This is a genomic window from Aeromonas sp. 602396 (assembly GCF_049173735.1).
In the GTDB taxonomy this organism is placed as follows: Bacteria; Pseudomonadota; Gammaproteobacteria; order Enterobacterales; family Aeromonadaceae; genus Aeromonas; species Aeromonas veronii_A.
Window position 1 is genome coordinate 171774 of the sequence record NZ_JAAKSD010000004.1, and the last position, 20585, is coordinate 192358.

24 protein-coding genes are annotated in these 20585 nt (G+C 58.1%); 15 read left to right on the forward strand and 9 right to left on the reverse strand.

Annotated features, from left to right (window positions below):
- Nucleotides 1-43: 43 nt before the first annotated feature.
- From G5229_RS07630 to G5229_RS07670, 9 genes are all read left to right on the forward strand, one after another.
- Nucleotides 44-1129, forward strand: a complete 1086-nt coding sequence (locus tag G5229_RS07630) for a capsid protein (RefSeq protein ID WP_421208901.1) — start codon at nucleotides 44-46, stop codon at nucleotides 1127-1129.
- 206 nt (nucleotides 1130-1335) lie between these two features.
- Nucleotides 1336-1560 carry a hypothetical protein gene (locus G5229_RS07635; protein WP_323949408.1) on the forward strand — a complete coding sequence of 75 codons (225 nt, stop codon included), beginning with the start codon at nucleotides 1336-1338 and terminating at the stop codon, nucleotides 1558-1560.
- The gene (locus tag G5229_RS07640; protein WP_421208902.1) at nucleotides 1560-2144 is read left to right on the forward strand and encodes a hypothetical protein; all 585 of its coding nucleotides are present in this window, start codon (nucleotides 1560-1562) and stop codon (nucleotides 2142-2144) included. Before G5229_RS07635 ends, G5229_RS07640 begins: the two co-directional genes overlap by 1 nt.
- 110 nt (nucleotides 2145-2254) lie before the next feature.
- Nucleotides 2255-2758 carry a hypothetical protein gene (locus G5229_RS07645; protein ID WP_421208903.1) on the forward strand — a complete coding sequence of 168 codons (504 nt, stop codon included), beginning with the start codon at nucleotides 2255-2257 and terminating at the stop codon, nucleotides 2756-2758.
- A gap of 57 nt (nucleotides 2759-2815) precedes the next feature.
- Nucleotides 2816-3028 carry a hypothetical protein gene (locus G5229_RS07650; RefSeq protein WP_042016711.1) on the forward strand — a complete coding sequence of 71 codons (213 nt, stop codon included), beginning with the start codon at nucleotides 2816-2818 and terminating at the stop codon, nucleotides 3026-3028.
- The gene (locus tag G5229_RS07655) at nucleotides 3028-3228 is read left to right on the forward strand and encodes a hypothetical protein (protein WP_335818746.1); all 201 of its coding nucleotides are present in this window, start codon (nucleotides 3028-3030) and stop codon (nucleotides 3226-3228) included. The genes G5229_RS07650 and G5229_RS07655 overlap by 1 nt, the downstream gene beginning before the upstream one ends.
- On the forward strand, nucleotides 3225-3695 hold the full coding sequence (locus G5229_RS07660; RefSeq protein WP_421208904.1) for a ribonuclease H family protein: 471 nt from the start codon (nucleotides 3225-3227) through the stop codon (nucleotides 3693-3695). Before G5229_RS07655 ends, G5229_RS07660 begins: the two co-directional genes overlap by 4 nt.
- A 385-nt stretch (nucleotides 3696-4080) precedes the next feature.
- The gene (locus tag G5229_RS07665) at nucleotides 4081-4980 is read left to right on the forward strand and encodes a DNA-methyltransferase (protein ID WP_139411651.1); all 900 of its coding nucleotides are present in this window, start codon (nucleotides 4081-4083) and stop codon (nucleotides 4978-4980) included.
- Nucleotides 4977-5978, forward strand: coding sequence for an XcyI family restriction endonuclease (locus G5229_RS07670; protein WP_139411555.1), 1002 nt, complete (start codon nucleotides 4977-4979; stop codon nucleotides 5976-5978). Before G5229_RS07665 ends, G5229_RS07670 begins: the two co-directional genes overlap by 4 nt.
- Nucleotides 5979-6093: 115 nt before the next feature.
- Here the strand turns inward: G5229_RS07670 and G5229_RS07675 are convergent, their stop codons facing one another.
- Nucleotides 6094-7392: a tyrosine-type recombinase/integrase gene (locus G5229_RS07675; protein ID WP_421208905.1), complete on the reverse strand. Its 1299-nt coding sequence runs from the start codon at nucleotides 7390-7392 to the stop codon at nucleotides 6094-6096.
- 229 nt (nucleotides 7393-7621) lie between these two features.
- Here G5229_RS07675 and yjgA point away from each other — a divergent pair, with 229 nt between their 5' ends.
- Both yjgA and G5229_RS07685 read left to right on the forward strand, forming a co-directional pair.
- The gene (yjgA, locus tag G5229_RS07680; RefSeq protein ID WP_005336359.1) at nucleotides 7622-8146 is read left to right on the forward strand and encodes a ribosome biogenesis factor YjgA; all 525 of its coding nucleotides are present in this window, start codon (nucleotides 7622-7624) and stop codon (nucleotides 8144-8146) included.
- A 401-nt stretch (nucleotides 8147-8547) separates the two neighbouring features.
- Nucleotides 8548-9330 (forward strand): gamma-glutamyl-gamma-aminobutyrate hydrolase family protein, encoded by a 783-nt coding sequence (locus G5229_RS07685; RefSeq protein ID WP_421208906.1) that lies wholly within the window; start codon nucleotides 8548-8550, stop codon nucleotides 9328-9330.
- A gap of 12 nt (nucleotides 9331-9342) precedes the next feature.
- Here the strand turns inward: G5229_RS07685 and G5229_RS07690 are convergent, their stop codons facing one another.
- Nucleotides 9343-9726, reverse strand: coding sequence for a hypothetical protein (locus G5229_RS07690; RefSeq protein WP_040069030.1), 384 nt, complete (start codon nucleotides 9724-9726; stop codon nucleotides 9343-9345).
- Nucleotides 9727-9871: 145 nt separating this feature from the next.
- On the opposite strand from G5229_RS07690, the gene G5229_RS07695 reads away from it, so the two are divergent.
- Nucleotides 9872-11398, forward strand: a complete 1527-nt coding sequence (locus tag G5229_RS07695; RefSeq protein WP_421208907.1) for a cyclic nucleotide-binding domain-containing protein — start codon at nucleotides 9872-9874, stop codon at nucleotides 11396-11398.
- Nucleotides 11399-11443: 45 nt separating this feature from the next.
- Nucleotides 11444-11842 carry an STY0301 family protein gene (locus tag G5229_RS07700; protein WP_421208908.1) on the forward strand — a complete coding sequence of 133 codons (399 nt, stop codon included), beginning with the start codon at nucleotides 11444-11446 and terminating at the stop codon, nucleotides 11840-11842.
- 76 nt (nucleotides 11843-11918) lie between these two features.
- On the opposite strand, the gene G5229_RS07705 is transcribed toward G5229_RS07700, so the two are convergent.
- From G5229_RS07705 to lptM, 6 genes are all read right to left on the reverse strand, one after another.
- A complete protein-coding gene (locus tag G5229_RS07705; RefSeq protein WP_421208909.1) occupies nucleotides 11919-12629 on the reverse strand; it encodes an HAD-IA family hydrolase in 711 nt (236 codons plus the stop codon).
- 32 nt (nucleotides 12630-12661) lie between these two features.
- Nucleotides 12662-13639, reverse strand: a complete 978-nt coding sequence (xerC, locus tag G5229_RS07710) for a tyrosine recombinase XerC (RefSeq protein WP_337073095.1) — start codon at nucleotides 13637-13639, stop codon at nucleotides 12662-12664.
- On the reverse strand, nucleotides 13632-14312 hold the full coding sequence (locus G5229_RS07715; RefSeq protein ID WP_005336370.1) for a DUF484 family protein: 681 nt from the start codon (nucleotides 14310-14312) through the stop codon (nucleotides 13632-13634). Before G5229_RS07715 ends, xerC begins: the two co-directional genes overlap by 8 nt.
- 91 nt (nucleotides 14313-14403) lie before the next feature.
- Nucleotides 14404-15234: a diaminopimelate epimerase gene (dapF, locus tag G5229_RS07720; protein ID WP_005336371.1), complete on the reverse strand. Its 831-nt coding sequence runs from the start codon at nucleotides 15232-15234 to the stop codon at nucleotides 14404-14406.
- A 185-nt stretch (nucleotides 15235-15419) separates the two neighbouring features.
- The gene (gene lysA, locus G5229_RS07725) at nucleotides 15420-16670 is read right to left on the reverse strand and encodes a diaminopimelate decarboxylase (RefSeq protein ID WP_064335261.1); all 1251 of its coding nucleotides are present in this window, start codon (nucleotides 16668-16670) and stop codon (nucleotides 15420-15422) included.
- Nucleotides 16671-16702: 32 nt separating this feature from the next.
- Nucleotides 16703-16879, reverse strand: a complete 177-nt coding sequence (gene lptM, locus G5229_RS07730; protein ID WP_019444858.1) for an LPS translocon maturation chaperone LptM — start codon at nucleotides 16877-16879, stop codon at nucleotides 16703-16705.
- A gap of 73 nt (nucleotides 16880-16952) precedes the next feature.
- Here lptM and cyaY point away from each other — a divergent pair, with 73 nt between their 5' ends.
- Together cyaY and G5229_RS07740 are read left to right on the forward strand one after the other, a co-directional pair.
- Entirely contained in the window at nucleotides 16953-17267 is a 315-nt protein-coding gene (gene cyaY / locus G5229_RS07735; protein WP_069554181.1) for an iron donor protein CyaY, read from the forward strand.
- Nucleotides 17264-17917 carry an alpha/beta hydrolase gene (locus tag G5229_RS07740; protein WP_421208910.1) on the forward strand — a complete coding sequence of 218 codons (654 nt, stop codon included), beginning with the start codon at nucleotides 17264-17266 and terminating at the stop codon, nucleotides 17915-17917. Before cyaY ends, G5229_RS07740 begins: the two co-directional genes overlap by 4 nt.
- A 65-nt stretch (nucleotides 17918-17982) precedes the next feature.
- On the opposite strand, the gene G5229_RS07745 is transcribed toward G5229_RS07740, so the two are convergent.
- Complete coding sequence (locus G5229_RS07745; RefSeq protein WP_236295886.1) at nucleotides 17983-20502, reverse strand: class I adenylate cyclase; 2520 nt, start codon at nucleotides 20500-20502, stop codon at nucleotides 17983-17985.
- Between the last annotated feature and the right edge of the window lie 83 nt (nucleotides 20503-20585).

Sequence of the window (20585 nt, forward strand, 5' to 3'; positions counted from 1 at the left end):
TTTGGCCGAAGGGCCATCCACCTATCAACAAGGAAAAACAACTATGTCTGCTTACGGCACTTTCCCGACTTTTCAAAACGTAACCCATGTAGGTCAGAACAACGGTCAAGGCGATACCCGAGCCCTATTCATGAAGCTGTTCGCTGGTGAAGTCCTGACGATGTTCCGCAATCAATGCGTCTCCTTGGGCACCACCCGAGTGATGACCTTGAAGGGCGGCAAAGCATTCGATTTCCCTGTACTTGGCATGAGCCACAATGCGAAGTACCACAAGCCCGGCGAACTGATCCAAGCTGGTGGCATCAAGAACGTCCTGCGCACTGTCACCGTCGATGACGTCGCTGTGGCTGCTGTGTTCGTGGCAGAACAAGACGAAGACCTGAGCACCTTCGAGGTCCGCTCTCACTATGCCCGTGAGCTGGCCTATGAGCTGTCGAACATGATCGACAAGAACGTCTTCCGGACCATCGCCAAGGCTGCCTTCATTACCAACAAAGAGCTGGCTATCGCTCAATTCGGTGAGAACGGCGTACTGGATGACGAGACCTTCACCGAGAACATTACCCTGCGAGCAACCGATGCGGCAGGCCGTCCGATGACCCGTGGTCAACAAATCGTGGACGCCATCTACCGTGCCCGCACCGAGTTCCGTAAGGCAAGCGTCCCAGGTATCCCTGTGTGTGTCCTGAAGCCGGACGACTTCGAGGCCCTGACCAATGCGGCAGGTGACCTTGGCAACATGGCATGGCTGGATAAGCGTTTCTTGGGTCAGACCGGTGAGGACAAGTCCAACGGTAACGCTGACACCGGCCTTCGCATTGCCGGTATGAAGATCTTCGAGTCCAACAACTTGCCGGACCAAGACGAAAGCAACGGACTGATCGGCTCACCGGAACCCCTGAGCGTGGAAGACGGTGGCTCTGGCCGTACCGCTGCGTACCGTGGGAACTTCTCCAAGCTGCTTGGCTTGGTCTACACGAAGGACTGCGCGGCTACCGTGAAGGTGCGAGACATTGTGACCCAGTGGGTCCCTGAGCCTCTGCGTGTCGGTAACACCGCGCTGGCTAAGATGTGCGTCGGTCACAACATCCTGCGTCCGGCCTGTGCGGTCGCTCTGCTGGAAGCGTAACAGGGATTTCCCTGACCAAAGGATGAAGAGAGGTTTCTGTCAGGGTCCTCTCTTCCTCTGCTGCCTTTCTCGAAACCGATGGTCATGGTTGCGATTCCTTGGACCCCCTTGCGTAGTTCCTGTGGTTAACACGGGGGCTGCCCTTGGGGGTTCTTCTTTGAATAACTTTGCTCTGACCTATTACTTCCCAACTACAAGGAGATTTTATGTCTACCCAAACTCAACACCCGAGCTTGCAACGAAAGAAACCCCAAGCCCGTACCACTGCAATCCTGTGGGAAGACGTTATCCCCAAGGCTGACGCTCTGACCCTCCACTTCTCCAAACAGGCAGGCTTTGCCCTGACCCGCACCCAGATGCTCAACGCACTGGTTAACCGCGAGTTCGACAAGCTGCGATCTCAAGGTGAACTGGCTGGGGAGGTGCAGTGATGGACTACCAGACCGCCGACTACGGCTTCAGTGTGGAGACCTGCGACCTGCCCTCCTACTCCAGCGGCGTGAACGACCAAGGGGAAGCCCTCTATGAACTGGATGGGATCGAAATGACCAAGGCACAGGCCGAGGACTTTAAGGACTACTTCTTCGACGACGAGGACGATCACTCGCTTTCCCAGGACAACGACACCGAGTCCCTACCGGACGCCATTCTTTCAGGCTTGAACGCTTTGAATGACGCGCTGGGAGGCGGTGGAGTCGCTGAGTTCTACGCTGACGAGCTACTGGGTCTAGGCGAAAGCCGAATGGACTCCATGGTCTCTTCTTCCGGCATGAGTCGGGAGGAAATCCAATCCCATGCAACAGCGGTAATGATCGACATGGCCGCACAGGTAGGAATGCCCAGCGACTACCTGATGACCGAACTTCAGAACGACATCAACCGCGTCCGTTCGCTTAACTCCCAGTCTGGCTTGAAGCTCCTGCGAGAGGCTATCGCTGACGGTATCGCTGGGGAATACGACTCCGCGATGACCAAATGGGATCGCCTGCGTCGCGCCCTGCAATCCGTCAAATAACCCACTTTCTCTAACCCCTAGTTACCCCATACCACAACCATCCGGAAAGCCTCTGCGGCCTTCTGGAGGGGCCACTGTGCCCGTCTCAACACACACACAAGGAAACCGACATGAACAAAATCACCATTGCTGACCTGTCCGAAGAACTGCTGGACGTAATCAACGGCCAACACGCTGTTATCAACAAACTGGCTGAACTGGCTGGCCTGTCTTCTGGTCAAGTCCGAGTGCTCCAGATGGAAGCCTCCCAGCGTCACCAACGGGCCAAGGCTGTTGAAGCGAAGGTCAAGGCCAACCGTGAAGCCTACGAAGAAGACTCCCACCAGATGGCCGCTTGGGTCTACGCCACCCGCTTCGATTTCAACAATGCGAAGGAGTGGGGCAAAGCAGCAGCGACCGAATGGCTGGTTATCTGCGAGCGCAACGGCTCCGAGCATGGCCGCGATCACTCCTTTAAGTACCACGAGCCGACCCAAGACGAACTGCTGGAAGCCCTGAAGGATCTGGAGGGCTGGAGCCGTGCGACTGAAGAACACAACAAGGGCCGCCGCGAACATGCCGAGCGGACCCTTCCGAAGGTCAAGGCCAAGCTGGCCGCCCTGCTAACCGCCTAATTGCAGCCCACGGGGAGGCCCAGCGTCTCCCCTGCTCTACCGAAGGAACCTATCAACATGACCGCTAATGAAACCTTTCTTGTCCATCCCAGCGACTTCGTGAAGCGCCTTCAAGCCTTCGCCACTCTGAGCCTTGGCCGCCGTCCGTCTACTGGTCAGGTGCAGAACGCAATCAACCGGTACGTCATGCAATCCCACGGGACAGACCAAGAGTCGATGCTTGCGCTTGTCCGTGAGCTATTCCCAACAGCCGAACAGGAGGCCGCCTGATGATCACCATTGAGGACTGGAGCCACATACGCAAAGCCAAAGTCCGTCATGCCCTCTTCTGCGTGGCCTATCGGAGGCTCCAAGGGTACAGCTTCGCGGCAGCCTGCCGGATTACAGCAAAGCGTCTGAACTGCAATGAAGGCCGTCTGCGTCTTCTCGCAAGGCATTACATCAAGCTCACCGGAGACAACACCAAATGACCCAACAGTACACCTACACACTCGCCACTGATGGCGCTTGCAACACCAACCACACCAAAGCGTCAGTCCGTGTGGCTGGCTGGGGCTTCCTTGCCGTCCGTAGCGATGGCCGCAAAGTTGAACGCTGCGGCTACTGCGTGGGCGCTGGGGAGTCCAACCAGACCGGAGAACTGGAAGCAGTCATTCAAGGGCTGTCACTCCTTAAACCTAGCTCTGTCGTCGAGGTCCTGACTGACTCCGCCTATGTGATCAATGGGGCGACCCAGTGGTTAGCCGGATGGAAGGCGAAAGGATGGAAGAAGGCCGACAACAAGCCAGTCCAGAACAAGGACCGCTGGGAACAGTTGGATGACCTACTGAGCACCCGCCAAGTGACCTTCAAGAAAGTGAAGGGGCACAGTGGCCACCCGATGAACGAACGAGCGGATCAACTGGCAGTAGCCGGAATGAATCGCTACGGGCAGTGAAAAACCAAGTGAACAAGTCAACTACTGGCGAGCCTACGTGAAATCCTGAAGAGACACTGCGAGGGTTACCAAAATCTCACGAATCTAAATCAGCAATGGTGAAAGATTGCCTAGGACTCTGTCTATCACGCATTGTCCAGATGTTGTAAAGTGTCTGCCTAATTTCATGCAGTATCTAACGCGGCGGAAGTCGCCATCCAATGATGTCCCACGTTGCGCATCTCCCAAGAATCACACGAGCCCAAAATCGGGGTGTGAATCACATCGGGCCGACTTCCCCCACTCACCCACACTGACTAGAACGTATGTGTGGTGTAGACCAAACCATGATTATGAAGCATTGCAGTGTGGTACATGAGTGCCACGATTGAGAGAAAGCAAACACATGCCAAATGAAAAAACTGTCCCGCTGTCTAACGTAGAACGAGTCGAACGCCAGCTACTCGATCTGAGCGGCCCGACGCTTTTTGAAGGTGATGCCCTTACGGTACTACGTCGTCTACCTTCCTGCTCTGTACGCTGTGTAGTCACATCCCCCCCCTATTGGGGACTGCGTGACTACGGCATAGAAGAACAGATTGGGCTTGAAGGCTCCATGCCCCAGTTCTTACATCGGCTAGTTGCGATTTTCGCTGAGGTGAAACGTGTCTTGACTGATGACGGAACCCTATGGCTCAACATCGGTGATAACTACACAAGTGGTAATCGCGGGTATCGCGCGCCAGACAAAAAGAACCCTGCGCGCGCAATGGATACCAGACCCGGAACACCTGAAGGATTGAAACCGAAAGACTTAATCGGTATTCCATGGCGCCTCGCTTTTGCTTTGCAAGAGGATGGGTGGTATCTACGCAGTGACATCGTGTGGCATAAACCAAACGCCATGCCTGAAAGTGTGAAGGATCGACCAACCCGCTCTCATGAGTTCCTCTTTATGCTTACCAAATCGGATAAGTATTACTACGACTGGCAAGCAGTACGCGAACCGGCAGACAATGGTGGTCTAAGAAACCGCCGTACAGTTTGGCATGTCAACACTAAGCCCTTCGCTGGTGCGCACTTTGCAACATTTCCTCCTGACCTTATCCGTCCTTGCATTCAGGCATCCACTCAGCCAGGTGATTATGTCCTTGATCCGTTCTTTGGTTCAGGAACCGTTGGACTGGTATGCCAAGAAGAGAACCGCCAGTACGTAGGTATCGAACTGAACCCAGAATACGTAGCGTTAGCGGCTGATCGTCTCCATGGTAAGGAAAGCAACATCATAAGGATTTCTGCCGCATGAAAACTGACAACACAATCAAGTTTCCACCTCCTAACCTACAAATAGACTTTGCGTTTGCACTCAAGCGATTTCGTGGGGTCTACCTACAAAACGCATTGTTGGAAACAGTGCGGGAAATGGACATTGTCGCCTTGGACCAACAACTTGCTCACTATGTTCCACGGGAAGACTTGGCAACACTCGCCACCTACGGTTTAAGAGCAGAACTGCTGTTTCCAGTACCGGCCATTCTTGAGAGAAATCCCTATCTACTGGGTTATTACCGCCTTCTAATGGGATACAGCCAGAAAGAATTTTACGGTAGTGACAAAGGATTTGGTGCTGGTCGTTTTAAAAGTATGGAAGAGAAGGGGAAGGCCAATAAGACAGCAATAAACGATCTGCCTGCGCTATGCTCTGCGTTTTGTGAGGTTGCTTCGCTCTTGTTAACTGCTATAGGCCCATTACGTGTCAGCCGAGAACTACTGGATGATCTGACCCTTCTTACTGTTGGTCCCCAACTTCGTGGTGGTGCCAATAACAAAAGAGGTTCTGATGGAACAGTTAAAGTCTTTGAAATTATAAGAGAAATAGTTGCTCATGCAGCCGAGGTGAAAGAAAACGTAATCAAGGTAAACAGTGCTACTGGCCGACCGTTCTTGATTGCGTTTGCATCAGATCCCGACATCATCATAAAAGAGCAGATGGATAGTGAGCATTACAGGAATGTTGTGGCGATTGAGATAAAGAGCGGCACTGATGTTTCAAACATACATAATCGGATTGGCGAGGCAGAGAAAAGTCACCAGAAAGCGAGGTTGAATGCTTTCACTGAATGTTGGACGGTGGTGAACGTAGCTCGACTCGATCTAGATAAAGCCCATAGCGAATCACCATCTACTGACCGTTTCTATTCACTTGCTGCACTTTCGCTGCGATCAGGCCCAGAGTATGACGATTTCCGGCGCCGCGTATTATCTCTTACAGCCATTCCTGCTGCACCAACAACCAACAAATAGAGCCGAGAGTGCGTAGTAAAACGACTGTTTTTCTCAACACCTAAAATCAAGTTGTGATCTCAAATCCCCCACCTAGCCGATAGAAATCCATTAGCTGACCTAGGGGGGGATTTACTTACTTATTAAACAACTTGAGGAACTGGGACATGTAGTCGGACGCAAGCATGGTCTCTACTGCTTCTAGCTGCTGCTGGAGTTCAAAGCCTGTGGCATAAAGCCCATAGGACAGCGTGAGGCCCTTCCGGCTATGCCCCAAGATTCCCGCTGCGATCCTCTCAAAGACCTGTGCCCGCTGGTATCCTGTAGCTGCCATCTTGCGGAAGCTGTGGAATACCGCGCTGCACTTATCACCCAGCACTGCGTCTTTGTGCTTCTGGAACATGACAGACCAATACTGTGCGCTTGATGGCCTTGTGCGCGTCTCTGTGCGCGTCCAAAGCTCCGACTCTACGACCGCCTTCAACTCTTCCCACAAAGCGACGGGGAGCGGGACATTACGTGCTGCATTCGCTGTCTTACCATCTTTGATTGTGAAGTAATGCACCCCGTCCGTTTCGTGGAAGTCTGGCGCTGTGATCGTGACGAGTTCCCCGAGACGACACCCAGTCACCAAGGCAAACTTCATCAAGGAGTACAGGGCTGGCCCAGCGCCTTCCAGAAGTGCAGCGACTTGTTCAACCGTGAAGGCTGTCCGCTTGGTGCCTGAAGAGGTAAGCCGAATGTCCAAGTCCTTGAAGGGATTCTCTCCGCTGACTTCCTTGCTTCGATAGGCCCAGTCCCACACCTTGGACAGACAAGTGGCATACGCCTTGACCGTGCGAGGGGCTTTGTCCTTGGCACACTCCATGACCCACGCGATGACGTCCCGCTTGTCTATGTCGGCAAGGTGAATGTCCTTGAGCTTGAGGAACGAGGCGAACGACACAGGGGCAAGGTTCAACCGGCTAAGGGTCGATGGGTCTAGGGACTCTTCGGTTGTCTCTGTGTAGAGCTTGGCGGCCTCCATGAGGGTGATCCCGTACTTCGCCTCTATCCCTTCCGCGTCTTCCCCTCCCATAGCCGCCCTGATGGCGTCAGCGCGTACCGTGTCGCCTTTCTCGATGGCGAATTGAAGCTCTGCGTTCCATGCCTCTTCGATGTTCTCTTCGTCTTGTTCTATCGGGGGTTCTTCAGCAGCCTTGCGAATCTCTTTGACGAGTGCAAGGAACTGCTGTCGCTCAGGGTTAACCCGAGCCTTCCTGACGACGCCTTCAAGCTCGGCAAGGAGCTGGTCCCTGCGCATGATCGCCTGTCCGAGGTTGTCCGTCTTTAGGCTTCGGCTGTAGATGGCAAGACCGTCAAACAGGTGCCTGACGTCTTTGGGGATGTTCCAGTGTATGTAGTAGCGATTGGCTTTCTTGACTAGGTGTTTCATTGCTTTTACCCTCTACAAAACATACCATCAAACATAGAGTCGGTCACACGTAACCTACTGAAATGCAGAGTTTATGCGGGTCTTGGAGCGCAAGATAAAGAGCTTGCTGATCCATAACTCACATCTGTATGAAAGAAGGAAAGGGGGGTAAGCATATCAGACCCCTGCGCCCAGCGGGAGAAGCTGGTAACATATCCGCCAAACGTGAATGACAGGAATCAAGAGACCGATGAGTCAATATCAAGACGACAACGAGTTCGAAGACTGGGGCCCCAGCAAGAGCCAGCTCAAGCGCGATGCCGAAGCATTGCAGAAAATGGGGGAAGAGATCGTCTCCCTCAGCCACAGCGAGCTGGAAAAAATCCCGTTGGATGAAGAGCTTGCAGAAGCTGTCGAGCTGGGTCGCAAACTCAAGCCGAAGAAGGATGAGTCCTTCCGTCGCCATCTGCAGTTCATCGGCCGCCTGATGCGCAGCCGCGATATCGAGCCGATTGCCGAAGCGCTCTCCATCATCAAGAACCGTCACTCCACCGTGAATGCGCGCCTGCATCGCCTGGAGCAGTGGCGCGAGCGCCTGATCACCGAAGGTGACAGCGCCCTCAATGAGCTGATGTCCCAGTTCCACGAACTGGATCGCCAGAAGCTGCGCCAGCTGATCCGCTCCGCCAACAAGGAGCGGGAGCTGAACAAGCCGCCGGTCGCCTACCGCGAGATGTACCAGTATCTGCGCGGCGAGATCGAAGACCTGCTGTGATCCCCGACACACGCCTCCCCTCGGGGAGGCGTGTTTCTATTGATGCCTTTTCCTCTCATCATCCCCCGCCAGCCCTGCGCGTTTAATATATCCACCATTTTACTACCCCAGCCATAACGGCTCATCTCAACAGCCCCGTTAAATCGCCGCTTAAGAGCCGTCCAAGACAAATCTGTTAACAACTTTGCATCATTTTGTTTGACATATTGAACAGCCTTGGCAGACTGGGGAGAGGATCCAGGCTGTCGCTGCCGAGGCTGACCGACGATTCGATTCTGCCACCCGGTAAGACGCGGGATCCCATGACCATACCTTGAGGCATGCCCTTGCCCAGCCGATGTGCAAGGGTCTGCCCAAGGTGCAGGATGAGACTTCAACGCCAAGGATAATCAAGGTGCCCTATGCCAAATCCCCTGCCTCCCGCTCCCCGTAAACCTGTCGTACTGATGACCATGGGCGCCCAGCCCCGCAACGGCCACGCCTATCAGGTGATGACCCACAAATACATCATGCCGCTGGTCGAGATCAGTGGCTGTGTCCCGCTGCTGGTACCCACCTGCTGCGGCACCGCCGATCTGGAGCAGTATCTGGATCTCGCCGATGGGGTCTATCTGAGTGGTGCAGGTTCCAATATCGATCCGGCCCTCTACGGTCAGGAGAACCTCACGCCGGAAAAACAGCAAGACAGGGATCGCGATTTGTTCGACCTGCCCCTCATCAAGGGGGCGCTCGCCCGTGGCTTGCCGATCCTCGGTATCTGCCGCGGCATGCAGGAGATCAACGTGGCGCTGGGGGGAGACATCCATCAGAAGGTCTATAACGAGCCGGGATATGACGATCACCGGGAGGATGCCGACGATCCGGTCGACGAGCAGTATGGGCCGAGCCATCAGATCAAACTGCTGCCCGGCAGCTGGTTTGCCGAACTGATGGGGGAAGAACAGATTCCGGTCAACTCCCTGCATGGGCAGGGCATCAACCGGTTGGGGAAGGGTCTGGAGCCGTTGGCCCACGCCGAAGATGGGCTGATAGAGGCACTTCATGCTCCCGCACTGTCGCCCTTTTTGCTGGCAGTGCAGTGGCATCCGGAGTGGAAGGCCAATGAAAACCCCCACTCCATCAAGATATTTCAAGCCTTTGGCGATGCCTGCCGCCAGCGCTGTGCATTGATGGCAGCGAGTTAATCCCTCATCGATTCAGTCGCCAAACCCGCGCGCCTTGAGCTTGGGCAGTCCACCCCGCTCGGGGCGCAGGGTACGGCAGATATCCATCCCCTTGAGCCCGCGCTGGATATGGTCAGGCGAATGGCCAAACACCATGCCGTTGCTGCGGTAGAGGTTGTTGTCATCCAGCTCGAACTTCTCGCCACCGATCAGCAACTGCTCGCGGCCATTGACCGTGTCACCCCGCTTGATGGGCACCTTCATGTCGCTCAGCACCTCACCGGTGGCACACCCCTCACGCCAGCGCGCCTCGCTGGAGAAGGGGGTAATGGCTATTTCACGCCAGGAGCCATCCCGGAATTCGACCCGATACTTCTCGGCCAGCAGGTCGCAGCCAGCCAATGGCAACAGGGCCATCAAACAGATGATTTTCTTTGAAAATTTCACTCAATCGCACTCCTTTGCCCGGTTCTGCACAGGATAAATAAATTGCCGCCCCAACGCACCATTTCCCAGCGCCGCAGCAGCTATGCTGGAAATAAAACCACAATAAGGTGCTGCTATGGCTGGCGAAAACCTCACCGCGCTACCGACGCTGATCTGGATTGGCGAACACCCGTTCTGGACCCTGCTCACCCTCTCCCTGATGCTGATCCACTTCTGGCGCCGTCCGGGACAGCGACGGGAGCTGCTCTCCGAGCTCAGTTTCGTGATGATAAGCGCGGTGGTGATCCTGCTGATCCAGCTGGAGGGGGGCTGGTTCAAACTGCCGCTGCCCCATCAATTGCTGATCGAGATTTCAACCCTGCTGGCCGGCCTGATACTGGTCAAGATATGGGGGATCCTGCTGTTCGAATTTCTGCTCCCCCTCTGCCATGTGCGGATCCCGCGGATCATCGCCGATATCGTCATCACCATCGGCTATATCGGCTGGGGTCTGTTTCGCCTCTACGCCTCCGGCATGGCGCTCGGGGAGATAGTCACCACCTCCGCGGTGATCACCGCGGTCATCGCCTTCGCCATGCAGGACACCCTGGGCAACCTGCTGGCCGGGGTCTCCATTCAGCTCGACAACTCCATCGCCATCGGTGACTGGCTGCAAGTGGATACCACCCAGGGCCGGGTGGTGGAGATCAACTGGCGTGCCACCACCATCGAGACCCGCAACTGGGAGACAGTCGTCATCCCCAACAGCCACCTGCTCAAACAGCGCTTCACCGTGCTCGGGCGTCGCCGTGGCGAACCCTTGCAGTGGCGGCGCTGGGTCTGGTTCGATCTGACCCTGGATACCCTGCCGACCCAGATCATCGCGCTGATCGAGAAATCCCTGCGGGAGACCAAGCTCCCCTGCGTCGCCAAGTATCCGCAACCGGACTGCCTGTTGATGAATGTCGAGGGTGGGATTGCCCGCTATGCAGTGCGCTACTGGCTGACCGATCTGGCTCGCGACGATCCGACCGACTCCATGGTGCGCAGCCTGATCGATGCCGCCCTGCGCCGCAACGATCGCCGCCTCACCCCGCCGATCTTCAACGTCTTTATGGCCAAGGAGAAGCAGCATCTGGATGCCCGCCACAAGCGCCACACCGCCGAACGAACCGATACCCTGCGCAAGCTGCCGCTGTTTGCCATGTTGCAGGAGGATGAGCTGATCAGACTGGCGGACCAGGTGAAGTTTGCCCCCTTCGTCAGCGGCGACATCATGCTGGAGCAGGGAGATGTCTCCAGCTGGCTGTTCGTGCTGGTCAAAGGGGAAGCCGAGATGGTGGTCAATGTCGAGGGGCGAGAGCTGAAGCTTGGTACGCTCAACGCGGGAGACTTTTTTGGCGAACTGAGCCTGCTCACCGGCGAGCCCAGCTCCTTCACGGTACGGGCGGTGGCCACCGTCGAAACCTATCGCATCAATCAGGCAATGTTTCAGGAGCTGGTGATGCAGCGTGAGGCGCTGGTCGAGCCCCTCTACCGGGTGCTGAGCGATCGTCAGCAGGAGCAGCGGGCGCTGCTGGAGCGGGAGGCGGAAGCCATGAAACAGCCACCACAACAGCTTGATCTGCTTGATAAACTGATGAAGCTGTTCGGTGGAAGATGACGTAACATGGCATCGTATTGAGGACGTGAAGAGAGAACAGCAGCCATGTTACTGACAACCCTGGCCCTTGCCGCCAGCCTGCAATTTGATTGTCCCGCCACCATCGAGAGTCGCCAGCAGCTGCTGACCCCGCAGCAGGGCTGGCAGGCGTTCACCCGCAATGACGATGGCAAACCGGACGAAACCCTCAGTCACCGGCTCGATAATCTGGCCCTGTTCGACGGAGATCCTGCTGAACTGGCCCAACTCAAACCGGATAATGGCGACAGCGACGAGATCCACTACTGGAGCCAGCTCGATAGCAGCCTGCGCCCCCTCTATCTGGTTTGCCGCTATCAGAACAGCGCCATCACCCTGCAACAAGCGCTGCCCGCCGGTATCAGTTACTGCCGCGTCAACCAGCGCGACCGCTACACCCTGCTCGGGTTGGTTTGTCGCAAATAGCGGGCGTAACCCCTTGCCATATATTGCTATTCGCTGACAGCCATTACCGCCTGAGCGTGGCCACCCGCCAGCGCCATCAGAGCAGCAGCTCGGCCAGCTCCTCCAGTGCCGTCAGCTCCACGTCCGGCAACAGTTGCAGCTGTTGCCACCGTTGCTGCCGCTCGTTGAGCCAGGCGGCGCGAAAGCCATGCAGACGGGCACCCAGTACATCGGTCTCGGGATGATCCCCCACATGGAGGATCCGCTGCGCAGGCAGCTTGAGGGCACTGCGGGTCTGCTCAAACATATCCGGCGCCGGTTTCATCCTGGCGCCCGCCCCCGCCTTGCAGACCAGCGTGAAGTAGCGATCCAGCCCGGCCTGAAGCAGATCCAGATTGCCGTTGGTGATGACCACCAGCGGGTAGCGTTCGGCCAATCTGGCCAGCAGCTGATGAGTGGACTCGCTCACATCGATCTTCGAGCGCTCTGCCAGAAACGCAGCAAAGACCTGCTCCGCCTCGCGACTGGCCTGCTGGTCGGCCATCCCCCCCTCGACCATGGCGGCGCGGATGGTCTGCTGGCGCGCCAGGCTGACATCGTGGCGCAGCCCGGGGTTGGCCAGCAACACAGCGCGTTTTAGCTCCAGCCAGCGTGGCTTGTCGAGCATGGCTGTCGCCAGATATTCGCTGCGCAGATGGCTCAACATCCACTGCTCGGCCCGCACGATGGCGGGGCCGTTGTCATAGAGGGTGTCATCGAGGTCAAACGAGATGGCAGCAACCGGCTGCCAGCGGCGATAGAAGTGCATGGACTATCCTCTGCAACGGGGCTCAGGGCCCGTTATTCATCGTCCTGCGCATCCGGGTCACGCTTGGCCCTGGGGTGGGCGCTGTCGTAAACCTTGGCCAGATGCTGGAAGTCGAGGTGGGTATAGATCTGGGTGGTGGAGAGGTCGGCATGTCCCAGCAGCTCCTGAACCGCCCGGAGATCGCCGGAAGACTCCAGCATATGGGTGGCGAAGCTGTGGCGCAGCTTGTGGGGATGGACGTGGGCGTTAAGCGCCTGCTTGTTGCCCCAGCCATCGAGGCGGGCCTGCACCGAGCGCGCCGACAGCCGCTGCTTGCGGTTGGAGACAAACAGCGCCTCGCTCTCATCCCCGGCCAGCAGCGGGCGCACCTTGAGCCACTTCTGCAGCCACTCCACCGCCATCCGGCCGATGGGCAGCACCCGCTCCCGCGAGCCCTTGCCGGTCACCTTGAGCTGGCGGTCGTCGAGCTTCAGATCCACCAGATTGATCCCCACCAGCTCGGCCAGACGCAGCCCTGAAGAGTACATCAGCTCCATGATGGCGCGATCCCGCACCGCCAGCGGATCCTGCTCGTCGGTAATGTTGAGCAGCTGGTGCATCTCGTCCACATCGAGGTTTTTCGGCAGCGGCCGCCCCTGTTTGGGGGTGACGATACCGCGAGCCGGATTGGCGGTGAGCCGCCCCTGCCGCACCTGCCAGTCGCAAAAGCTGCGCAGGGCCGAGACCTTGGTGGAAAGGGAACGAGGAGCAAGGCCCCCCTTGTGCATCCGGGTCACCAGAGTGCGCACCTGACTCGCCTCGAGCCGACCCCAATCAGTGAGCCCGAGGGCCACCAGCTCGGCGGTCATCGCCTCCAGATGGGCTTGATAGTTATTGCGGGTATGAGGGCTGAGCTGACGCTCGACCCTCAGGTATTCGATAAAGGCCGCCAGCTCGTCCGCCAGTGCCGCAGGCAGTGGCGGTGCGATGACGGGTGCTTTGGCAGGCGCCTTGGCCGGTGTTCTAGCCATGAGTCAACTCGGGCAGACGCAGTTGCAGCAGGCGCCCCAGTTGGCCCAGCAGCAGGGTGTCGTTGTGGGGAGTAAAGTGGCCGGGATCCGAGCTGGCGAAGGCCAGCACACCGAGATCGCCGAGCCGCATCAGGGCCACCGAGTTGACCAGCACATCATGGCCAAACAGCGCCTGCTTCTCGCTCTGGCTCAGGCGGCCAAAGTAGTAATCCTGCCCCGGCAGACGCTGACCCAGCAGGGATTCGAGCTGCTTGCCCTGCGCCAGAAAGCGCTGCTCGGGCCCGCTCAGGGCAAACTTCTTGGGATTGAGCCAGAGCCGCAGCCCGGTCAGGCGCAGCCGCTGGACAAAGGCCTTGCCCATCACGGCACTTACCTCGAACAGGGTCTGGCAGCCGTACAGCTCGCCGTAGAGATCGGCATAGACCCGGAAGATCCGCTCGTTTTCGCTGGCGATCCCCATCAATTCGGTGATCTCCTGCTCCAGCTGTTCGATCCGCTCGCGCTGACGCTCCAGCTGGCGCTCGACCAGCGAGACCGACCCTTTGCGTTCATGGGGAATGCGGATCCGGTCCAGCACGGCGGCATGGCGTTGGAAAAACTCGGGATAACGGGCCAGGTACTCCAGCACAGTGGCTTCATCCACCGATTGCTCCTGCCGTTTGAGTTCGCTCATAAATTGGTTGATCCATCAGAGAAATGGGGCTCGCTGCCCCGACATCATGGGCAAAGGGGGCCAGCGCCCCCCGTACCTGAACCTTTATCGGCTAAACCTCTATCTGGCCGTCAAACACATGCTCGGCGGGGCCTGTCATGTAGACCGGCTGGCCCGGCCCCTTCCAGGCGATGGTCAGCTTGCCGCCCGGCAGACTGACGGTGACCCGCTCCTTGAGCTTGCCCTGACTGATGCCAATCACCGCCGCCGCACAGGCACCGGTGCCGCAGGCCAGGGTCTCGCCACAGCCCCGCTCGAATACACGCAGCTTGATCTCGGTGGCGTTGACCATCTCCATGAAGCCGACGTTGACCCGCTCAGGGAAACGCTCGTGGCGCTCCATGATGGCACCGAGCGTCTCGACGGGCGCATCGGCGACCGAAGGCACCTCGATGACGCAGTGGGGATTACCCATGGAGACCACGCCACACATCACGGTATGCTCCTGCGCCCGCAACAGATAGGTTTTCTCTGCCTTCTGGGCCCGGAACGGGATCTTGCCCGGCTCAAACTGGGGAACACCCATGTTGACCGTGACCTGATTCTCCCCCTCCAGCTGCAACACGATGCGACCCCGGGCGGTACTGACCGCGATGCGATCCCGGTTGATCAGCCCCTTGAGACGCACGAAACGGGCAAAACAGCGGGCGCCGTTGCCGCACTGCTCCACCTCGCTGCCATCGGCATTGAAAATGCGATAGTGAAAGTCGAGTTCAGGGTCATAGGGCGGCTCCACCAGCAGCAGCTGGTCAAAGCCGATCCCGAAGTGGCGATCTGCCAGCTTCTTGATGACGTCATTGCTGAAAAATACCTTCTGGGTGACGCCATCGACCACCATGAAGTCGTTGCCCAAGCCATGCATCTTGGAAAAATCTATCAACATCGTGCATTCCTGTGCTGTTAGGGCTGTAAAAATTCACCGAACCAAGGGTCGCTAAACGCCATGAAGTCGTTGTCCAAAGCCCCATGCATCCTGGAACAATCTGTCAACATCGTGCATTCCTGTGCTGTTAGGGCTGTAAAAACTCACCGTCAACCGTTATGAAATCATTGTCCCAGCCTGCGCCATCAGGGCAGCAGGTGCTCACCACGCCAGAGATCGGCCAACTGCTCACGCTCGCGGATCAGATGTGCTTCGGCACCATCCACCAGCACTTCGGCTGCGCGCGGACGGGTGTTGTAGTTGGATGACATGGTAAAGCCGTAGGCTCCGGCCGAACGCACCGCCAGCAGGGAGCCTTCGGCAATGGCCAGGGTGCGCTCCTTGCCGAGGAAGTCGCCGGTCTCGCACACCGGGCCCACCACGTCATAGAGCGCGGGAGCATGACCGGCGCGGCTATCCACCTCGATGATGTTCATCCAGGCGCCGTAGAGCGAGGGGCGCAGCATGTCGTTCATACCGGCATCGATCAGCGCGAAGTTGCGGGTCTCGCCCGGCTTGAGGTACTCCACCCGGGTCAGCAGCACGCCGGCATTGGCGACGATGGCGCGGCCCGGCTCGAACAGCAGGGTCAGATCCCGGCCCGCCAGCTTCTGCTTCAGCGCTTCGGCGTACTCGGTCGGATGGGGCGGCTGCTCGGAACCGTAGTTGACCCCAAGGCCGCCCCCCACGTCCAGATGATGGATATGAATGCCTTCCGCTGCCAGACCGTCGATCAGCCGCAGCAACTTGTCAGCCGCTTCCATAAAGGGATTCAATTCAGTGAGTTGCGAGCCGATATGGCAATCCACCCCGACGATTTCGATGTTCGCCATCGCGGCCGCCTTGCGATAGATGGCGGGCGCCAGCTCGATGGGAATGCCGAACTTGTTCTGCTTGAGGCCAGTGGAGATATAGGGGTGAGTACCGGCATCGATATCCGGATTGACCCGCACCGAGACGCGGGCCTTCTTGCCCATGCTGCCCGCCACCCGATTGAGGCGCTCCAGCTCGGCTTCCGACTCCAGATTGAAGCAGAGGATCTCTTTATCCAGCGCAAGGCGCATCTCCGCTTCGCTCTTGGCGACCCCGGAGAAAACCACCTTGGCCGGATCACCGCCCGCCGCCAGTACCCGCGACAGCTCGCCACCGGAGACGATGTCAAACCCCGAGCCCAGACGGGCCAGCAGGTTGAGCAGCGCCAGATTGGAGTTGGCCTTCACCGCATAGCAGATCAGATGGGGAATATCGCCAGCGGCCTTGTCGAAGGCGTGCCAGTGGCGCTCGAGGGTCGCACGGGAGTAGACGTAAAGCGGGGTACCGTACTGCTCGGCAAGCTGTTGCAGCGAGGTTTGCTCGGCCTGAAGCTGGCCGTCGGCGTCGTAGTTAAAGTGATCCAAGGGGGCGGTTCCTTCCTAGAATGGGTGCGGCATTAGTGCGGCGCGGCCTCGGTGGCAGCCTCAGTGGTCGCAGGCGGCGCTGCTTGCGGTGTACTCTGGCTCTGTGGCTGCTCGGGGGGCGGCATATAGAGCGGCCCCTTCAGACCGCACGCGGCCAACCCGAGGGACAGAAGAGTGGCAAGCAGACACTTGGTGAACTGGGTGATCATAATGGTTCGCTGCGAAAAAATTTTTGGCCCTCTATAATCGCACTCACATTGTTAAAAGCAACAGGATAAACCGATGAAGGATCACGAGTATCACGCCCTGACCGACGCCTTTTTCCAATATGTGGAAGACACGCTCGACGAGGGGTATCCGGATATCGACTGCGAACGCAACGGTGGCGTATTGACCCTCTCTTTCGAGAACAAGACCAAGGTCATCATCAACAAGCAGGAGCCACTGCATCAGATTTGGGTCGCCACCCGCGAGAACGGCTTCCACTTCGAACTGCAGGGTGACACCTGGATCGACAACCGTTTCGGCCACGAGCTCAAGGCGCTGCTGAGCCAATCCTGCACCGCCCAGGCGGGCGAAGAGGTGGTGTTCCCATGACCGACCTGCACCCGCAGGGCGCCCGTCACGCGGTGATCTGGCTGCACGGGCTGGGTGATTCCGGCGCCGGTCTCGCCCCGCTGGTGGACGCGCTGGACCTGCCCGCCGAGCTACCGGTGCGTCACCTGCTGCCGGATGCCCCCGAGCGCCCCATCACCATCAACATGGGCTACAAGATGCGCGGCTGGTACGACATAAAGAGCTTCGAGGATCCCGCCGAGCGGGCCGTGGAGTCCCATGTCCGTGAATCAGCCGACCAGATTGCCGCATTGCTCGATCAGCTGGTGGCCGACGGGTTTGCCCCCGAGCATATCGTGCTGGCAGGCTTCTCTCAGGGCGGGGTGATTGCCTCCTTCACCGCGCTGCGCTATCAGGCACAGCTGGCGGGCCTGCTCTGCATGTCCACCTATCTGGCCGCCCCCGACAAGCTGCTCGGAGAAATAAGCGAGGCTGCTCGCACCCTGCCCATCTGCTACATGCACGGCATCTACGACGATGTGGTGAGCCTGTCGCTGGGTTGGGATGCCAAGAACCGGCTGGAAAGCGCCGGGCTCGCCCCCGAGTGGCACGAGTACCCGATGCGTCACGAGATCTGTCGTCCGCAGCTGGGCGACATTCGCAGCTGGCTGCTGGCTCGCCTCGGGGCCTGAGCTACCCGATAAAGCAAACGGCCTGCATCTGCAGGCCGTTTTTTATGGCGACTTACCCTCGCGGGTCAGCCCACTTCCCGGGTGGGCGGCACCTGCTCGCGCAGAGTGCCCTGACTGCGATAGGGGATCACATCCAGCTCGCCGTTCACTTGTACTATCTCGTAGTACTGGGGCAGGTTGAAGTTGATGAACTGACCGTCATCGCTGAACCGCTCGTGATTGGAGGTATAGAAGCGGTTGACACCCGCCACCAGCTCATCCTTGTTGCCGGCGAAGTGCTGGTAGATCTCCACCCGGTTCGCCTCATCGAGGATATAGATATTGGTGCCCGCATCCCGGGTATCGAAGAAGAACTGCACCAATCCTTCGCTGGCGTAGGCATCGACGATGCTCGGCAGATGCTGGCTGTGGGTCTTGTCGAGCCGCAGCGGCAGGTGATCCAGCTTGTTGTGGGAGATGTGACGGTAAAAATCGATGGCGTTTTCCAGCTTCTTCACCGACACCCCGCGCCGCTCGAAGAAGATGCCGTACTTCTCGCGGCCAAGGGCCATGGTCTTGACCAGCTGCTGCTTGTCGCGGGCAAGGCGCAGATCGATACACTCCGCCACCAAAGTCTGGAAGCGGGAGCGCACCAGAGAACGGAAGTGCTGGCTGTAGCAGAACACCTCGATCATCTCGGGGGCGGCGGCATCCTGATGCATCTTGCCGAGGATGGTGGTGAGGGCATCGACCACCGCCTCGTCCCCCTGAAAATGGAGGGTGCGGATCTCGCTCCAGGAGTTGCGATAAACCAGATCCACCGAGCCGACCAGACACTCCTGATTGCGGCCGAACGAGAATACATCCACGGTGTTGGCGTCAAATTCGATCACCTGACCGACCCAGTGGCTGGTCGGGTCCATCTCCAGATTGAGGAAGATGGAGAGCTGGCGGATCTCGCACGGCCGGCTGAGGGCCAGGTTGGTGGCCAGCGGGTACTTCTCGGGGAAGCAGCCGGAGAGATCGCGGCAGAACTGGTGCAGATTGTCGATGTGCAGATCCGAGCCCTGATTGAACAGGTGCACCCGCGACTGGGGGGTCAGCAGATCGTTGAAGTAGGCCCAGGAGACCAGCTTGCTGATGTAACCGTTGAACTCCAGCGGCGCGCGGCCAATGATGTCCACCGGCTCCAGCGAATGTTTGTAGAGATACCAGCCGGCGCGGTTGAGGCGACCGTGAGGCACCTGCACGAAGCTGAGATCCGGCTCGCTCAGATCTGGCGCTATCTTGAGGTTCACCCGCTGCACCTTGCCCGGCAGGCTCTCGAACGCGGCGTAGAGTTTGCGCGACAGAATGCCGATATCTTCCGGGTTGATCGACTCGCTGATGTTGTTGCGGCGGGCGAACTGGATCAGATTGCGGTAGCTCTGCATCAGGGCTTCCAGCAGCTCGGCGTGAGCGATCTTCACCTCTTCGATCTTCCACTCATGGCGATGATCGAGTTGATAGAGTTTGTCCTGACTCCAGCCCCAGTAGGAGACCAGCTGGCTCATCTGCTCGCGGCGCCACTCGGGGGAGTGATCATCCTTGGGATTGCTGAGACCGTCACACACCTTGAGGTAGAAGCAGCGGCGCACCAGATCGAGCCGCGCCATATCGCCGATGGACTTGAGGTAGTTGGTCACCTTGTCCAGCATCAGACAGTAGTTGTCGAGCCGGTAGTGCATCCCCTCGTTGTGCTGGAACCAGTCGCGACCAATCATCGACAGCAGGCGGGTGTTGGGATACTCGTGCGAGTAGGCCTCCATCAACACCGACTTGAGCACCGCCTTGTAGGGGGAGTCGATCCCCTTGTAGAGCTGCCACAGGGCGGAGCCGAAATACTCTTCGGCCGGAATACGGTCAAAACTGCCGAGATCGAGCCAGTCGTCCTGCTTGAGCTTGCCGCTCTCGAACAGCTCGTTCACATACTCATCGTAGTGATCATCACACTCGGTGGGCACCAGATACCAGATCAAGCGTTTGCCCGCGATACGCATGGCACTGCGGTAGAACTCGTCGAGCAGCAGCAGGTGCTGGGCACTGCCGCAGCTCTCCCCCTGCATCTGGGCATCGTTGGTCTGGCGGAACTTGTCTTCCGGGATAAGGAAGAAGTTGAGATCGACCCCGCGCTGTTCGGCCCACTTGGAGAGTTGCTGGCATTTCAGCTCCAGCAGATCGAGCCGTTCCTGCGACAAACCGGCCACGTGGCATACCCAGATATCGAGATCGGAGTGACAGCATTGACCGATGGAGGAGGTGCTGCCCATGGAGTAGAGTCCCTGAATGGCTCGATCATGGGTTGCCAGACCGCTCTGACAGTTGGCGTTGCGGCAGAGGTCATCGATAAAGGCTTGCTGCTCGGCGGTGGCGCTGAAGCTCCAGATGCCATGAGGGACATCACCGGAGACATAACCGGGCAGCAGGGGATGATTGAAGTGCAGCATGACAGGCAGCAGTTGGAATACCTGCTGCCCATAGCGACTCATGAGGCCTAACGCCCGTTGCGTCTTGAGACGGGTAATATCGTCATAACGCGCAACCAGCGTATCGATGTGTTCCTGCAATGCCCTGCCTATCACCTAAGTGAAAATGACGCACCAAAAGGGGGATACGTCAAAAAAGTGTGATCATGTTAACAATGCAAACA